This window comes from Nonomuraea sp. NPDC047529 (genome assembly GCF_040642995.1).
Classification (GTDB): Bacteria; Actinomycetota; Actinomycetes; order Streptosporangiales; family Streptosporangiaceae; genus Nonomuraea.
Map to the genome: position 1 here is coordinate 393,287 of NZ_JBEYTJ010000002.1, position 15,314 is coordinate 408,600.

14 protein-coding genes are annotated in these 15,314 nt (G+C 72.3%); 9 read left to right on the top strand and 5 right to left on the bottom strand.

What is annotated here, in order from left to right; translation table 11 throughout:
- Positions 1–69: 69 nt before the first annotated feature.
- Together ABZ815_RS05425 and ABZ815_RS05430 are read left to right on the top strand one after the other, a co-directional pair.
- Positions 70–681, top strand: coding sequence for a GNAT family N-acetyltransferase (locus ABZ815_RS05425; RefSeq protein WP_357694257.1), 612 nt, complete (start codon positions 70–72; stop codon positions 679–681).
- A 384-nt stretch (positions 682–1,065) separates the two neighbouring features.
- Positions 1,066–1,341: a hypothetical protein gene (locus ABZ815_RS05430; RefSeq protein ID WP_357694258.1), complete on the top strand. Its 276-nt coding sequence runs from the start codon at positions 1,066–1,068 to the stop codon at positions 1,339–1,341.
- Here the strand turns inward: ABZ815_RS05430 and ABZ815_RS05435 are convergent.
- Complete coding sequence (locus ABZ815_RS05435; protein WP_357694260.1) at positions 1,324–1,518, bottom strand: DUF3046 domain-containing protein; 195 nt, start codon at positions 1,516–1,518, stop codon at positions 1,324–1,326. The two genes, ABZ815_RS05430 and ABZ815_RS05435, sit on opposite strands and share 18 nt — an antisense overlap.
- Before the next feature lie 43 nt (positions 1,519–1,561).
- Between ABZ815_RS05435 and ABZ815_RS05440 the strand changes: the two genes are divergently transcribed.
- Complete coding sequence (locus tag ABZ815_RS05440; protein ID WP_357694261.1) at positions 1,562–1,756, top strand: hypothetical protein; 195 nt, start codon at positions 1,562–1,564, stop codon at positions 1,754–1,756.
- Between the two features lie 14 nt (positions 1,757–1,770).
- On the opposite strand, the gene ABZ815_RS05445 is transcribed toward ABZ815_RS05440, so the two are convergent.
- Positions 1,771–2,259: a VOC family protein gene (locus tag ABZ815_RS05445; RefSeq protein WP_357694263.1), complete on the bottom strand. Its 489-nt coding sequence runs from the start codon at positions 2,257–2,259 to the stop codon at positions 1,771–1,773.
- 89 nt (positions 2,260–2,348) lie between these two features.
- Here ABZ815_RS05445 and ABZ815_RS05450 point away from each other — a divergent pair, with 89 nt between their 5' ends.
- The 5 genes from ABZ815_RS05450 to ABZ815_RS05470 all read left to right on the top strand — a co-directional run bounded on the left by ABZ815_RS05450 (position 2,349) and on the right by ABZ815_RS05470 (position 10,872).
- Positions 2,349–6,995 carry an ATP-dependent helicase gene (locus ABZ815_RS05450; protein ID WP_357694265.1) on the top strand — a complete coding sequence of 1,549 codons (4,647 nt, stop codon included), beginning with the start codon at positions 2,349–2,351 and terminating at the stop codon, positions 6,993–6,995.
- A 36-nt stretch (positions 6,996–7,031) separates the two neighbouring features.
- A complete protein-coding gene (locus tag ABZ815_RS05455) occupies positions 7,032–7,811 on the top strand; it encodes a hypothetical protein (RefSeq protein WP_357694267.1) in 780 nt (259 codons plus the stop codon).
- A gap of 27 nt (positions 7,812–7,838) precedes the next feature.
- Positions 7,839–8,549 (top strand): GntR family transcriptional regulator, encoded by a 711-nt coding sequence (locus ABZ815_RS05460; protein ID WP_357694269.1) that lies wholly within the window; start codon positions 7,839–7,841, stop codon positions 8,547–8,549.
- A gap of 90 nt (positions 8,550–8,639) precedes the next feature.
- The gene (locus ABZ815_RS05465) at positions 8,640–10,388 is read left to right on the top strand and encodes a gamma-glutamyltransferase family protein (RefSeq protein WP_357694657.1); all 1,749 of its coding nucleotides are present in this window, start codon (positions 8,640–8,642) and stop codon (positions 10,386–10,388) included.
- Between the two features lie 229 nt (positions 10,389–10,617).
- The gene (locus ABZ815_RS05470; RefSeq protein WP_357694271.1) at positions 10,618–10,872 is read left to right on the top strand and encodes a sulfite exporter TauE/SafE family protein; all 255 of its coding nucleotides are present in this window, start codon (positions 10,618–10,620) and stop codon (positions 10,870–10,872) included.
- Positions 10,873–10,881: 9 nt separating this feature from the next.
- Here the strand turns inward: ABZ815_RS05470 and ABZ815_RS05475 are convergent, their stop codons facing one another.
- The 3 genes from ABZ815_RS05475 to ABZ815_RS05485 all read right to left on the bottom strand — a co-directional run bounded on the left by ABZ815_RS05475 (position 10,882) and on the right by ABZ815_RS05485 (position 13,857).
- Complete coding sequence (locus ABZ815_RS05475) at positions 10,882–11,967, bottom strand: glutamate--cysteine ligase (RefSeq protein WP_357694273.1); 1,086 nt, start codon at positions 11,965–11,967, stop codon at positions 10,882–10,884.
- A 72-nt stretch (positions 11,968–12,039) separates the two neighbouring features.
- The gene (locus ABZ815_RS05480; RefSeq protein WP_357694275.1) at positions 12,040–12,696 is read right to left on the bottom strand and encodes a M15 family metallopeptidase; all 657 of its coding nucleotides are present in this window, start codon (positions 12,694–12,696) and stop codon (positions 12,040–12,042) included.
- Between the two features lie 12 nt (positions 12,697–12,708).
- Positions 12,709–13,857, bottom strand: a complete 1,149-nt coding sequence (locus ABZ815_RS05485) for an ROK family transcriptional regulator (protein ID WP_357694276.1) — start codon at positions 13,855–13,857, stop codon at positions 12,709–12,711.
- A gap of 137 nt (positions 13,858–13,994) precedes the next feature.
- On the opposite strand from ABZ815_RS05485, the gene ABZ815_RS05490 reads away from it, so the two are divergent.
- Entirely contained in the window at positions 13,995–15,314 is a 1,320-nt protein-coding gene (locus ABZ815_RS05490; RefSeq protein ID WP_357694278.1) for an extracellular solute-binding protein, read from the top strand.

Sequence of the window (15,314 nt, forward strand, 5' to 3'; positions counted from 1 at the left end):
CGTTGCCGCCGAAGGTGGATGACCAGTAGGTTCGCGCCACCGAGGTCTGAGCGGGGAGGGATTGCCGAGGTGCTCACACTGAAGGCGGTCGCCGAAGACCCGCTTGTCCTGACGTGGCGCCTGAACCTGAGTGACGGTTCGGAGGTCGCCTTCCGACCGCTCATGCACACTGACGCGGAGCGTCTTGCGGCCTTCCTTGAGGGGCTGTCCGCCGAATCGAGGCGACTGAGCACCTTCGACGGGTACGACCTCAAGGCCGCCCGGAAGCTGTGTGACGCGATCGCGCGTCACGACAAGCTCAGGCTGGTGCTTGAGGACGTGCTGTCCGGCAGGATCGTCGGCCTTGTCGAGTTCAGTCTCGATCCTCACCCGGCGGACATCGCCCGCTACCGGGAGGCCGGCATCCACCTGGCGGCGACGGACTGCCGCTTCGGCCCCGCCCTGGCCGACGACCACCAGGGGAGGGGGGTGGGAACGCAGATCTTCCCGCTCGTCGCGGACGTCGCACGGCATTTCGGCAGGAGGAGAATCATCCTGTTCGGCGGCGTTCTCGCCGACAACCCACGCGCCCTTCGCTACTACAAGAAGCACGGCTTCCAACTGGTCGGCTCCTTCACCGGGAGGGACGGCACACGGTCGTTCGACATGATCCTGGACCTCCATCCGCCATCGGGCCAGTGACGCCTTCGCCGGCGCGGGCCGCTCAGGAAAGGGCGAGGCCGTGCCCGGATGCCGCTCGCGTTCATGGTGGTTGCCGGCTGACGGATCGGCCGTGGGGTCTGCCCTGGGGGACGGGCGCTTGTAGGGGTCCGGGCCGGACGAACACCTGTCCCTTGCGGACGGGGGACATGTGAACCAGGCCCGGGGAACGTGGATCGCCGCGCGGGGAGACGTCACGGACGTTCTCCCCACCGGTCCGGAGAGCGTGGTCATGGGACCGGAGTGACGGGTGAGGCGCGCGGAGCGGAACGTTCCCGATCTTCCGCGCGGGTTGCCGCCGACGTGTTGTCATACGCCGTGAGCTGGGGAGACTCACTTGCAGGGTACTGGCTTGGAGGCGGCGAAGTGGCGAGTGGCTACACCGGGGAACGACGCACCCTTCTGGAGGAGCTCGCCGAGTTGCTGCCCGACCGGGGGCTGGTCAGCCGCATGGTCGGCGGCGACGACCCGGTGCTGTGGGTGTGGCATCCGCGCACGCGCCGCCAGACGATCGTCTTCGCCACCCCCTCCAGCGGAGGCTGGACGTTGTTGTGGTCGCCGGGCGGGCAGGGCGACGCGGACGACCTGGAGGGCACGGCGGACGCGCTCCGCCGTGCGCTCGGCTCAGCGCAGCCGGGGTGAGACGTCCTCCACCTGGCACACGGCCCGCCACACGGTCTTGGCGCTCTCGCCGTCGGCCAGCGCCTGCGTCACGGTACGGCCGCCCAGCGGGGCGATCACGTAGTCGCGGGCCCACGAGTCGGCATAGGTCTCGCCGAAATGGGCGTTCATCCGTCTCCAGAACTCGGTCAGGCGCATGAACCAAGTATGGAAGCGCGTCAGGTGTGGGTAGGACATCCGCATGCCGAAGACCCCCAAGTCCTCACCCCCGAAGAGCGCCAGGACCAAGGCCAACAGAGCGCGCCGCCGCCGGCTGTTACTCGCGATGCGGCAGGCCGTGCAGAAGGAGAAGGGACAGCGCTCGGAGCGGCACGCCGGAATCAGGCAGGAGCCCCGCGCGGGCGTACCGCGTACGCGCAGGGCGTCACGGCGCTGAGCCGGGACGCACGGTCACAACACCCGCGTGCCGTACATCTCACCGAGATGGTCGGCGAGCAGCTCCAGGCGGGCGCCGTCGGGGTCCTTGAAGTAGATGGAGGCGCCGCTCTCGATCTGGTGCGGCACGCCGGCCATCTCCAGCTTGCCGCGCAACCGTTCCCAGGTGGCGGGGTCGACGGAGATCGCCACGTGGTGCAGCCCGCCGAGCACCTCCTGGTACGGGCCGAGGTCGAGCCCCGGGAAGTCGAAGAAGGCGAGCAGGTTGCCGTTGCCGATGTCGAAGAAGAAGTGGCTCGAACCCTTGTAGTCGCGGTTCTCGATGATCTCCGTCAGCGGGAACTCCAGAAGTTCCTGGTAGAACTTGATGGTCCGTTCCACATCGGACGACAGCAGGGCCACGTGGTGCAGGCCACGGGCGCTGCTCGACGGCCGGTGCGTTAAGGCGTACCGGTCTCGCAATTGGGCGCGTCGGCTCTCGACGGCGGCATAATCAATGGTCACGGTCGCTGTATGTCCGTCTTGCCCCCCGCTCAATCGCCCGTCGCCGCTCCAATGCGTTTTCTGTCGGTGGCGCGAGGCAGTATGTGCAGGTGAGCTCGCTAGACCACTTCACCCAGGTGACCAGGCAATGGTTCGCCGGCGCCTTCCAGGCGCCCACGGCGGCCCAGGAGGGCGCGTGGGAGTCGATCGCGCGCGGTGACAACACGCTGGTCGTGGCCCCCACGGGGTCGGGCAAGACGCTGGCGGCGTTCCTGTGGTCGCTCGACAGGCTCGCCGCGCGGGCGGCCGGGCAGCTCCCCGGCGAGACAACGGCGAAGGCCCCCAAACCGGGCACCCGCGTGCTCTACGTGTCGCCGCTCAAGGCGCTGGCCGTCGACGTCGAGCGCAACCTGCGCGCGCCGCTGGCCGGGCTCAGGCAGACGGCGCGCCGGCTCGGGCTGCCCGTGCCGGAGATCTCGGTGGCGATCCGCTCCGGCGACACCCCGGCCGAGGAGCGCAGGCGGTTCGCCGCCAAGCCGTCCGACATCCTGATCACCACCCCCGAGTCGCTGTTCCTGCTGCTCACCAGCCAGGCGCGCGACGCGCTGCGCGACGTCGAGACGGTGATCGTCGACGAGGTGCACGCGGTCGCGGCCACCAAGCGCGGCGCCCATCTGGCGCTCAGCCTGGAGCGGCTCGACGCGCTGCTGGAGCGTCCGGCGCAGCGGGTGGGGCTGTCGGCGACCGTGCGGCCGGTGAGCGAGGTGGCGGCCTTCCTCGGCGGCACGCGTCCGGCCACGGTGGTGCAGCCGCCGTCCGACAAGCGCATCGAGATCGAGGTCGTCGTCCCGGTCGAGGACATGACGGAGATGGAGGGGGCGCCCGATCCCGAGCAGGTCGAGCCGTCGTCCGGCCGGTCGATCTGGCCCCATGTGGAGGATCGCCTGTTCGACCTGATCGAGGCCCACAGCTCGACGATCGTGTTCGCCAACTCCAGGCGGCTGGCCGAGCGGCTGTGCACCCGCCTCAACGAGCTGGCCTACACGCGGCGGCAGGGGCTGGAGGCGATCGACCTGTCGATCTGGGAGACGCCGCCGCAGGACCACGAGGCCCCGGCCCCGCCCAGGCGCATGCCGGCCGAGACGATGGCGCAGGCGGGGGCGAGCAAGGGGGTGGTGACGGAGATCGTCCGGGCCCACCACGGCTCGGTGTCGAAGGAGGAGCGGGCCCAGATCGAGGAGGCGCTCAAGTCGGGGCGGCTGCCCGCCGTGGTCGCCACCTCCAGCCTGGAGCTGGGCATCGACATGGGCGCGGTCGACCTGGTGGCGTGCGTGGAGGCCCCGCCGAGCGTGGCCAGCGGGCTGCAGCGCATCGGCCGGGCCGGACACCAGGTGGGCGCGGTGTCCCGTGGGGTGATCTTCCCCAAGTACCGGGGCGACCTGGTCCAGACGGCCGTGGTGGCCGAGCGCATGCGCGGCGGGCAGATCGAGGAGCTGCGCTACCCGCGTAACCCGCTCGACGTGCTGGCCCAGCAGATCGTGGCGATGACCGCGCTCGACGAGTGGACGGTCGACGAGCTGGAGACCGTGGTCAAGCGGGCCGCCCCCTACGCCACCCTGCCGCGCAGCGCGCTGGAGGCGACCCTCGACATGCTGGCCGGCCGCTACCCGAGCGAGGAGTTCGCCGAGCTGCGGCCGCGCATCGTCTGGGACCGCGTCTCCGGCACGCTCCAGGGGCGGCCCGGCGCGCAACGGCTGGCCGTGACCAACGGCGGCACGATCCCCGACCGGGGCCTGTTCGGCGTGTTCCTCGTGGGTGAGAAGGCGTCCCGGGTGGGCGAGCTGGACGAGGAGATGGTCTACGAGTCGCGCGTCGGCGACGTGTTCGTGCTGGGCGCGACGTCGTGGCGGATCGAGGACATCACGGCCGACCGGGTGCTGGTCTCCCCCGCCCCCGGTCAGCCGGGGAAGCTGCCGTTCTGGCACGGCGACACGGCCGGGCGGCCGGCCGAGCTGGGCCGGGCGATCGGGCAGTTCCTGCGGGAGCAGGCCAAGCACGGTTCCACCGACCGCATGCGGGAGGCGGGGCTCGACGAGTTCGCCGCCGGCAACCTGCTGGCCTACCTCAACGAGCAGCGGGAGGCCACCGGCTACGTGCCCGACGACCGTACTCTGCTGGTCGAGCGCTTCCACGACGAGCTAGGCGACTGGCGGGTGGTGATCCACTCCCCCTACGGCGCGCGGGTGCACGCCCCCTGGGCGCTGGCGATCAACCGGCGGCTGCGCGAGCGTTACGGCATCGACGTGCAGGCCGTGCACTCCGACGACGGCATCGTGCTGCGCATCCCCGACACGCTGGCCGAGCCGCCCACCGACGTGGCGGCGTTCGACGCCGAGGAGATCGAGCAGATCGTCACCGAGGAGCTGGGCGGGTCGGCCATGTTCGCCTCCCGCTTCAGGGAGTGCGCGGGGCGGGCGTTGCTGCTGCCGCGCCGCGTGCCGGGCCGGCGCAGCCCGCTGTGGCAGCAGCGCCAGCGGGCCGCCCACCTGCTGGGCGTGGCCTCCCAGTACGCCTCGTTCCCGATCGTGCTGGAGACGATGCGCGAGTGCCTCCAGGACGTGTTCGACGTGCCGGGGCTGGTCCAGCTCATGCGCGACATCGCGGCGCGCCGGATCCGGGTGGTGGAGGTGGAGACCTCGCAGGCCTCGCCGTTCGCCGCGTCGCTGCTGTTCCACTACATCGGCGCGTTCATGTACGAGGGCGACGCGCCGCTGGCCGAACGCCGCGCGCAGGCCCTGGCGCTGGACACCACGCTGCTGGCCGAGCTGCTCGGCCAGGCCGACCTGCGCGAGCTGCTCGACCCCGACGTGATCGTGACCAGCGAGCGCGAGCTGGCCCGGCTCGACCGGCCGCTGCGCGACGCCGAGGACCTGGCCGACCTGCTGCGCTCGCACGGGCCGCTGCTGACGCCCGACGTGAGCGTGCGCGGCGGCGACCCGTCCTGGCTGGAGGAGCTCGAACGCGCGCGCCGGGCCATCCGCGTGCGCGTCGCGGGCGAGGAGCAGTGGGCTGCCGTCGAGGACGCCGCCCGGCTGCGCGACGCGCTCGGCGTGCCGCTGCCCGTGGGGGTGCCGCACGTGTTCCTGGAGCCGGTGCCCGACCCGCTGGCCGACCTGGTGGCCCGGCACGCCCGCACCCGTGGCCCGTTCCACGCCGGCACCGCCGCCGCCAGGTTCGGGCTCGGCGTGGCCGTGGTCACCGACGCGCTGCGGCGGCTGGCCGCCTCGGGGCGGGTCGTGAACGGGGAGTTCCGTCCGGGCGGCCGGGGCGAGGAGTGGTGCGACGCCGGGGTGCTGCGGATGTTGCGCCGCAGGTCGCTGGCCCGGCTGCGCAAGGAGGTCGAGCCGGTCGCGCCCGAGACGCTGGCCCGTTTCCTGCCCGCCTGGCACGGCATCACCGGTTCGGGCTCGTCGTCGTCCGACGGCTCGCGGGCCGGGGCGGCCCGGGCCATGGACGCGCTGGTGCGTTCCGTCGAGCAGCTCCAGGGGGCCGCGGTGCCGGCGTCGGCGCTGGAGACGCTGGTGCTGCCCTCGCGGGTGCCCGGCTACCATCCGGCGCTGCTCGACGAGCTGACCTCGTCGGGCGAGGTGATGTGGGTGGGGCAGGGGTCGTTGCCCGGCGGCGACGGGTGGGTGTCGCTCTACTTCGCCGACACCGCGCCGCTGCTGCTGCCCGAGCCCGCCGAGATCACGATGACGCCGCTGCACGAACGCGTGCTCGACCTGCTGGGCGGCGGCGGCGCGCTGTTCTTCCGGGGCATCTCCGACCAGCTCGGCGCCCAGGGCGGTGCGCTCGACGACGCGGCGCTGGTCTCCGCGCTGTGGGATCTGGTGTGGTCGGGCCGGGTCTCCGGCGACACGCTCGCGCCGCTGCGGGCGACGCTGGGCACCGGGCGTCCCGCGCACCGGCCGGCCACGACGCGGCGGCGGCGGGCCGTGCTGCCGTCGAGAAGCGGGCCGCCGACCGTGGCCGGGCGGTGGTGGCTGCTGCCCGGGCCCGCCGACGACACGACGCAGCGGGCGCACGCGCAGGCCGAGGTGCTGCTCGAACGGCACGGGGTGGTGACGCGGGGCGCGGTCACCTCCGAACGGCTGCCCGGCGGGTTCACGCCCGTCTACCAGGTGCTTCGCGCCTACGAGGAGAGCGGCCGGTGCCGCCGGGGGTACTTCGTGGAGGGGCTGGGCGGTGCGCAGTTCGCGCTGCCGGGCGCCGTCGACCGCATGCGGGCCATGGCTCCGGGCATCGCGCCGACCGGGGGCGGGCCGCATGAGAGCTCCGGTCCTCCTTCCGAGGCCCCCCTCTGGGAGAGCGGCGGGCGGGTGACGCCGGGGCGGCGGGCCGTGGTGCTGGCCGCGGCCGATCCGGCCAGCCCGTACGGCGCCGCGCTCCCCTGGCCGCAACGCGCCGGCGACGTCGGGCACAAGCCGGGCAGGAAGGCGGGCTCGCTGGTCGTGCTCGTGGACGGTTTTCTCGTCCTCTATGTGGAGCGGGGCGGCAAGACGTTGTTGTCGTTCGCCGACGACGAGCGGCTGCAACCGGCCGTCGACGCCCTGGCGCTGGCCGTGCGCGACGGAGCTCTCGGGAAGCTGACCGTGGAGCGGGCCGACGGTACGTCCATCGTGGAGTCGCCGCTGGCCGCCGCGCTGGAGGCGGCCGGGTTCCATCCGACCCCGAGGGGGTTGCGCCTGCGCGCCTGAGGAGCGTGGCGGCCGGAAAGGCTGGAGGATGAGGGCATGCCGCCTCTGCAACGCTTACGTTCCGACCTCGGCTCCGGCAAGAACCTGGAGATCTACGTCACGACGGTCATCGCGCTCGTGGTGGGCGTCCTCGGCGTCCTCGGCGTCGTCAAGGGTGAGATCCTGGCGGCGGCGACGCTGGCCACGCTCGCCCTGCTGGCGGCGTCCGCGCTCGGCCCCAAGCACCAGGTGGCCGACCTGGAGGCGCGCGTGGCCGAGCTCAACGCCCTCGTCCGCGACCGTCTGGCCGGGGAGGCGTTCCTGACCACCCGCAAGGACGGCCTGGATCAGCGGGTCGCCCGCACCGATGACCTGCGCTTCGCCGGGGTGACGCTGAGCCGCACGATCCGCGCCCATGTCGGCGACCTGCACAAAGCCCTGGAACGCGGCGCGTCGCTCAAGGTCCTGGTGATCGACCCGATGGGCACCGCGCCCGAGGAGGCGGCCAGGCGGAGCACGATCCCGGAGCAGACCGACATCTTCACCCATCGCGTGAAGTCCACCCTCTACCTGCTGCGCGACCTGCCCCACCGGGACCGCGTCGAGGTGCGCTTCCTGCCGTTCGTGCCCGCGTTCGGGCTGGTCCTGCTGGATCCCGGCGACGACGACGGCGTCATCCACGTCGAGCTGGGCACCCACAGCACCGCGGGCCGCGACCCCGTCTTCACGCTGACCCCGCGCCGCGACCACGTCTGGTACGAGCACTTCCTGGCCGAGTTCGACCGCATGTGGGAGGTGGCCAGACCCGCCACCGCCGCGGACGGCCTCGGCGACTGACCGAGCCTGTATACGATTGGCCGTCATATGGCTGAACCGACGGCGGGCGCCGCCCGCACGACCCTGCGGGACGAGGTCACCGAGGAGCTGCGCCGCCGCATACTCTCCGGCGCGCTGGCCCAGGGCGAGCGGTTGGTCGAGGACCGGCTGGCCGCGCTGCTCGGCGTGTCGCGCAACCCTGTGCGCGAGTCCATCCGGGTGCTGGCGACCGAGGGGTTCGTCGAGGTCGTCCCGCGGATCGGCGCGAGGGTCGTGCGGCTGTCGGCCGAGGAGGACGAGGAGCTCTTCGACGTGCGCATGGCGGTCGAGGGCCTGGCCGCCCGCCTGGCGGCGCGCAAACGGCGTCCCGAGGCCGTCGAGCGGCTGCGCCGGGTGCTCGACGCGGCCGGGGAGGCCGTCGAGGCCGGTCGCCCGGCGGAGGTGGCCGAGCTCAACACCGCCTTCCACCTGGCCGTGGGCGAGGCGGCGGGCAACTCCTACCTCAACCTGATGATGAAGCCGATGGTGCAGCGGGCGCAGTGGATCTTCAGCCGGACCGCCGCCGTCCGGGCGCCGTACTCGTGGACCGAGCACCTGAGCCTGTGCGAGGCCATCGCGGCGGGCGACGAGGACGAGGCCCAGGCCAGGGCGGTCGCGCACGTCGCCGCCGCGCGCCGGTCGTTCCTCGCGGCCGTGGCCCGTACGACGAGCCCCCGGACGACGGGACGCCCAGGTGAACCGCCCTTGGGCCACGGCTGAGGCGCCAGGATTGTATACAGTCTCCTGAACCGTCCCCCGGAGGAGAGACCGTTGTTCACCACCCGGCCCGAACTGACAGGCGACTTCGGCATGGTCGCCAGCACGCACTGGCTGGCCTCGGCGGCCGGGATGGGCGTCCTGGAACGCGGCGGCAACGCCTTCGACGCGGCGGTGACGGCCGGGTTCGTGCTCCAGGTCGCCGAGCCGCATCTGAACGGCCCCGGCGGCGAGGTGCCGATCCTGCTGTGGAGCGAGGAGGAGCGGAAGGTGTCGGTGGTGTGCGGCCAGGGCGTGGCCCCCGCCGCCGCGACCGTCGAGCGCTTCGCCGCGATGGGCCTGGACGTCGTCCCCGGCACGGGTCTGCTGGCGGCGACGGTGCCGGGCGCGTTCGGCGGCTGGATGTCGCTGCTGGAGCGCTGGGGCACCTGGTCGCTGGCCGAGGTGCTGGCCCCGGCGATCCACTACGCCGAGCACGGCGTTCCGGTGCTCGACCGGATCGCCGCCACGATCGGCACGGTCGAGGAGCTGTTCACCCGCGACTGGCCCACGTCGGCGGCCACCTGGCTGCCGGACGGCCGGGTGCCCGCGCCGGGGTCGAAGCTGGCCAACCCGGTGCTCGCGGCGACCTACCGCAGGCTGGTCGCCGAGGCCGAGGCCGCGTCGGCCACCCGCGAAGGCCGGCTCGCCGCCGCCCGACATGCCTGGTACGAGGGTTTCGTCGCCGAGGCCGTCGCCGGCTTCAGCTCCGGCACCGCCTGGCGGGACAGCTCGGGCGAGGTCCACGGCGGCCTGCTCACCGGGGACGACCTGGCCCGCTGGTCGGCCTCGGTCGAGGAGCCGGTGAGCTTCGACTACCGCGGGCACACCGTGTACAAGACGGAACCTTGGGGACAGGGGCCGGTCTTCCTCCAGCAGCTCGCGTTGTTGTCCGGGTTCGACCTCGACGCCGTCGACCTCCTCGGCGCGGACTACGTGCACCTGGTGACCGAGGCGGCCAAGCTCGCCTTCGCCGACCGCGAAGCCTGGTACGGCGACGCGGACGTGCCCATGTCCGACCTGCTGGGCTCGGCGTACAACGACGAACGGCGGCGGCTGGTGGGCGCCGAGGCCAGCCTGGAGCTGCGGCCGGGCGCCCCCGGCGGCCGGGAGCCGCGCCTCCCGGCCTTCCCGCCCGGCACGGCGGCCGTCACCTCCACGATCCCCGCCCCTGCGCGGCCGGGCATCGGCGAGCCGACGGTGACGCCGGACGGCGCGGTGCGGGGCGACACCTGCCACGTGGACGTCGTGGACCGGTTCGGCAACATGGTCTCGGCGACGCCCAGCGGCGGATGGTTGCAGAGCTCGCCCACCATCCCCGAGCTGGGCTTCTGCCTGGGCACCCGGGCGCAGATGTTCTGGCTCCAGGAGGGGCTGCCCGCCTCGCTGCGGCCCGGCGCGCGCCCGCGCACCACGCTCTCGCCGTCGTTCGCCACCAGGGACGGCAGGCCGTGGCTGGCGTTCGGCACCCCGGGCGGCGACCAGCAGGACCAGTGGAGCGTGAACTTCTTCCTGGCCGTCGTGCACGGGCGGCTGAACCTCCAGGAGGCGATCGAGGCTCCCATGTTCCATTCGGCGCACTTCCCCAGCTCGTTCTTCCCGCGCGGCTCGCGTCCCGGGGTGCTGCACGTCGAGGAGCGGCTCGACCCGGGGGTGGTGGCCGAGCTGCGGCGGCGCGGGCACGAGGTCGAGGTCGAGGGGCCGTGGTCGCTCGGCAGGCTGAGCGCGGTGGCCCGCGACGGCGCCTTCCTGAAGGCCGCCGCCAGCCCCCGCGGCGCCCAGGGCTACGCGGCGGGCCGATGACAAGCACCGACCTCGCGCTTCCGGCCGTCCCGATGACCAGCGCCGACCTCTCGTCCCGGTCGGGGGTGGGGCGATGACGGGTGGGGAGTTCGTGTTCCTGGGCGCGGTCGGGCTGGTGGCCGGGGTGGTCAACGCGCCGGCCGGGGCGGCACGCTGGTCTCCTTCCCGGCGTTGGTGGCCTTCGGGTACCCGGGCGTCACGGCGTCGGTGACCAACGCGGTGGCCCGGCATGTTCCTGCACGACGACCTGCACCGGGTCAACGCCGTACGGGCCGCGTTGGCGCTGGTCGTCAGCACGGTCTCGGTGGTGGCGTGCTCGCTGTTCGGGCCGGTGGAGTGGCAGGCCGTGGCGGTGGTGGCGCCGGCCAGCCTGGCGGGTGGCTTCCTCGGCACCCGCGTGGCCCGGCTCATGCCGCCTGACGTGCTGCGCGGCGTCGTCGTGACCTTCGGCCTCGGCGTGGCGGCGGTGCTCGCGCTGCGTTGAACGGGCGGTTCAGGCGACGGTGGCCTCGATCAGGTCGTCCACCACGTCGGTCAGGTCGTTGCCCCGGGCGTGCACGCGCCGCTGGCGTACCGCGCCGGAGCCCTTGCTCAGCAGCCGCTCCAGACCCTCTTCGATGAAGGTCAGGTCGCCGGCCTCGGCCAGCGCGGCGCGTACGTGGCCGAACAGCCGGCGGGCCATCACCGTGGCGGGCACGAGCGTTCCGTGCCGCACGTCGAGGCTGTCGCCGACCAGGCCGTCCCGGGCCGCCCTCCAATAGGCGGCCCGCAGCACCTCCGACGGGATCGGCAGCCCGCGGTCACCGCGCGCCACCTCCCGCAACGCGGTCACGACCAGGGCCCGGATCAGGCCGATGATCGTCAGGCTGTCGCTCACGTCGAGCGGCACGTCGGCCACCCTGATCTCGACCGTCGGCAGCCGCGGCGACGGGCGGGTGTCCCAGAAGACCGTCTTGGGGTCCATCAGCGCTCCCGACTCCGACAGCGCGCGCAGCGCCAGCTCGTAGTCGCCGAACGTCGGGAAGTACGGCGGCGCCCCGGACACCGGCCACCGCCCCCAGCTGATGACCCGCCAGGACGCGTAGCCGGTGTCGCGGCCCACGAAGAACGGCGAGTTGGCGGCCAGCGCGATCAGCGTCGGCAGCCAGGGTCTGAGATGGTTGCCGACGTAGACGGCGATCTCCTCGTCCGGTACGTCGACGTGCACGTGCAGCGCGCAGATGCTGATCTCGTCCTGCAACGCGCGGTAGAGCTCCTTGCCCTGCAGATAGCGGTGGTCGTCGGTGAGCGGCGGCGGCATGACGTTGCCGAGCACCGGGATGCCACTGGCCACGACCGCCAGGCCGCAGGACCGGGCCGCCTCGGCCACCTCCTTCCGTGCTGTCCGAAGCTGGGAACCCAGCTCGCTCAGGTCGGCGGAGGGCGGCGTACGGGCCTCCACCTGGAAACGGGTGATCTCGTGGGCCACGTCGAGCATGTCCGTCGCGGCGGCCAGGACCTCGGCCGCCCGGGGGGACACGTGACGCGTGCGGGGATCGACGACGAGGTATTCCTCTTCGATCCCGATCAACGGAACCATGCACACCTCGCTGGGGAGTCCAAAAGCCTCCGCCACAGGTTGTGCCCGTACCGCCGTCGGGGGAAAACCTGGCTAGAAGGGGGCAGGACCGTACAGGGCGGCGGGGGCGCCGGTGGACATGGCCCAGTAGCGGTCGCCGTAGGACCAGTGCCACCACTCGGTCGGGTAGTTGACCAGGCCCACGGGTTCCAGGACGGCGGCCAGGATCTTGCGGTGGGCGCGGGCCTCGGCCGGGATGCCCGCGGCGGCCGTGTAGCAGGCGCCGCCGCTCTCCTCGGGGTTGTCGTTGACCTCGGTGCCCATGTCGTACTCGGTGCCGTCGGGCGCGCACAGGGTCAGGTCGACGGCGGCGCCGGCGGTGTGGGGGGCGACCTCGACAGGGGACACATAACGACTCGCCGCGATATAGGACTCGTCAGGCGTCATGTCGGGATAAGTGGTGAGGAGCTCCGCGCGGTACCCCTCGAAGATGCGCCGCTGGGTGGCGATGGGCCGGTAGCCCTCGACGATCAGCAGGTGGAAGCCGTCGGGAAGGGCGCTCTCGGCCTGTTCGAGCCGGTCGAGCAGCCCTGCGCGCAGGTGCGCGTACGCGCCGTCGGCGTCGGCCATCCGCGTGTCGACCCGCAGCCGCCCGCGTACGTCGGCCAGCGGCTCGCCGCACTCCCGGACGGGGACCGCCGAGACGCGCGGGTCGGAGATGAGGACTACGTCGGTGTCGAGCTGCCACATGGGCAGAAATTCTCACACAGTGTCGGAGAAAACCTGCTCCCGGGCCTGCTCCAGGGCCGCGACCAGGGCCCCGCGCAGCACCGCGTTGCCGGTCACCTTGGTGGTCACCACGGTCGGCTGGCTGGGGCACAGGCGGGCCACGGCCTCCTGGACCTTGGCGGCCAGCCGTTCGCCGCCGGCCCGGCCGACGTCGCCGCTGAGCACGATCAGCTCGGGGTCGAGCACGACGGCCACGGCCGCCGCGCCCACGGCGAGGCGTCCGGCCACCTTGTCGAGGTAGTCCTCGTCGCCGTTGCGGACCAGGTCGGGCACGGTGTAGCCGATCACGCCGTGCTCGACGGCCAGGCCGCGCAGGGCGTCGTGGCCGACCAGGCGCTGGAAGGAGCCCGACTGCGGCTGTGACACGTCGGCGGGCAGCGGCTCGCCCGGCACCGGCAGCCAGCCGATCTCGCCCGCGCCGCCGCTCATGCCGCGGTGCAGCCGTCCGCCGAGCATGACGCCGAGGCCCTGGCCGACGCCGGCCCAGATGACCACGAAGTCGTCGTGGCCGACGGCGGCGCCGTAGCGGCTCTCGGCCAGGGCGACCAGATTGACGTCGTTCTCTATGGTGACCGAGCCGCCCAGGGTCCGGCGGAGGCTGGCCAGCACGCCGACGTGCCAGTCGGGCAGGTCGTAGGACCAGCGCACGTCTCCGCTGCGGGGATCGACGACCCCCCGGGTGCCGATGACGAAGGAGCGAAGCTGGGAGAGCTCGACGCGGGCCGCGGCGCAGGCCCGCTGGACGGCCGAGTGGACCGCCTTGACCGGATCGCGGGAGTCGGCCGGGTTGACCGTCACCTCGACAACGATTTTACCTGTGATGTCCGCCACACCGACGGTGAGGCTGTCGGGCAGCACCTCCAGCCCGGCGACGTACGCGGTGGACGGAACCACGGCGTACAGGGCGGCGTGCGGACCCCTGCCGCCGGCGCGCTCGCCCGCGACCTCCACCAGGCCCCGCTCTTCCAGGCGAGCCAGCAGCTGACCTGCGGTTACCTTGGAGAGCCCCGTTCGCTCCCCCAGTTCGGCGCGGGTCAGCGGACCGTCCGCGAGGAGGAGTTCAAGTGCCGAGCGGTCGTTCAACCTGCGCAGCAACCGGGGGATCCCCGGGCTTCGACTCATTACCGCACCCCTCTCGTCACGAATGGCTAACGAGCGTTTCTTTTAAGAAAGTTTCTTGTTAGTTTAACAGCGTCGTTCGGCATTTGACGATCAGCCTGGTGCGGACCGTAGGCCAGCACCCGGGAAGGGAGAACCCTGTGAGGATCGCGAAGATCACAGCCACTACGGTCACCACGGCCGCCCTGGCCCTGGGCCTGGCCGCCTGTGGGTCAAGCGAGGAGCCGAAGCCGTCGTCCAGCGCGGCCGCCCCCGCTTCCAGTGGCCCGAAGTTCGCGGGCAAGACGCTCAGCATGTGGCGTCTGGGCGACAGCAACCCTGCCGCCGCCAAGTACATGGAAGAGCTCAACGCCGAGTTCACGAAGCAGACCGGCGCTGAGGTCAAGCTTGAGTGGATCCCGTGGCCGCAGGTGGCCGACAAGTTCGCCGCCGCCGCCACCGGCGCAGGCCCGGACGTGACCGAGATCGGCAACGACCAGGTCCCCATGTGGCAGAGCCAGGACGCGCTCACCCCGATCACCGACATCGCGCGTGAGGGCGACCGGGCCCAGATCCCCGAGAACCTCTACGGCTACGAGACGGTTGACGGCGAGATCTACGGCATCCCGTGGGGCGCCGGCGCCCGCGCGGTGCTCTACCGCAAGGACTGGTTCGCCGACCTCAAGATCGAGGTTCCCAAGACCTGGGACGAGCTCGTCGCCGCGGCCAAGAAGATCCAAAAGGAGAAGGGCGCCGGCGTCGACGGCTTCGCCTTCAACGGCGGCTCCGACGCCAACCACCTGCTGGCCGCGTTCGCCTGGTCCGAGGGCGGCGAGTTCGCCGTCAAGGAAGGCGACAAGTGGGTCGGCAAGCTGACCGACCCCGGCTTCCAGAAGGGCTTCGAGACCTACACCGGTCTGGTCACCGGCGGCCTGTCCAGCAAGGCGAACCTGACGCTGAACACCGTCGACATCCGCAAGCGCTTCGCCAACAACAAGGTGGCGATGTACCTCACCGCCGGCTGGGACCTGCCCGGCATCGAGGAGGACTCGAAGGGCAAGCTGAAGGGCGACAAGCTCGGCTTCTTCCCGCTGCCCGCCAAGACCGGCGGCCTGGCCCCGTCCTTCTTCGGCGGCAACGACATCGCGCTGTGGGGCGGCACCAAGGAGGCCGACCTCGGCAAGGAGTACATCAAGCTCGCCACCAGCAAGACCTGGGCCGACCGCTACGCCAAGGAAGGCGGCCTGCTGCCGGTCTACCCCGACACCCTGGCGGCGCTGAACGAGGACCCGGCGCAGGGCCCGTTCGCCCAGGCCTTCGCCAAGGCCAAGGCGTTCCCGGCCGACCCGAACTGGGCCGAGGCCGACGCCACCAAGGCCGTGCTGCAGAACGCGGCGCGCGCCGTCATCGAGGGCAAGAAGGACACCACCACGGCTCTCGCTGACGCCAACAAGGAACTCGAAGAGATCCTGAACCAGTAA

Bases quoted from the DNA above. Each gene is read 5' to 3' on its own strand.
- ABZ815_RS05435 (WP_357694260.1), bottom strand. From the start codon at position 1,518: ATGCGCCTGACCGAGTTCTGGAGACGGATGAACGCCCATTTCGGCGAG.
- ABZ815_RS05440 (WP_357694261.1), top strand. From the start codon at position 1,562: ATGCCGAAGACCCCCAAGTCCTCACCCCCGAAGAGCGCCAGGACCAAG.
- ABZ815_RS05455 (WP_357694267.1), top strand. From the start codon at position 7,032: ATGCCGCCTCTGCAACGCTTACGTTCCGACCTCGGCTCCGGCAAGAAC.
- ABZ815_RS05460 (WP_357694269.1), top strand. From the start codon at position 7,839: ATGGCTGAACCGACGGCGGGCGCCGCCCGCACGACCCTGCGGGACGAG.
- ABZ815_RS05465 (WP_357694657.1), top strand. From the start codon at position 8,640: ATGGTCGCCAGCACGCACTGGCTGGCCTCGGCGGCCGGGATGGGCGTC.
- ABZ815_RS05470 (WP_357694271.1), top strand. From the start codon at position 10,618: ATGTTCCTGCACGACGACCTGCACCGGGTCAACGCCGTACGGGCCGCG.
- ABZ815_RS05475 (WP_357694273.1), bottom strand. From the start codon at position 11,967: ATGGTTCCGTTGATCGGGATCGAAGAGGAATACCTCGTCGTCGATCCC.
- ABZ815_RS05480 (WP_357694275.1), bottom strand. From the start codon at position 12,696: ATGTGGCAGCTCGACACCGACGTAGTCCTCATCTCCGACCCGCGCGTC.
- ABZ815_RS05485 (WP_357694276.1), bottom strand. From the start codon at position 13,857: ATGAGTCGAAGCCCGGGGATCCCCCGGTTGCTGCGCAGGTTGAACGAC.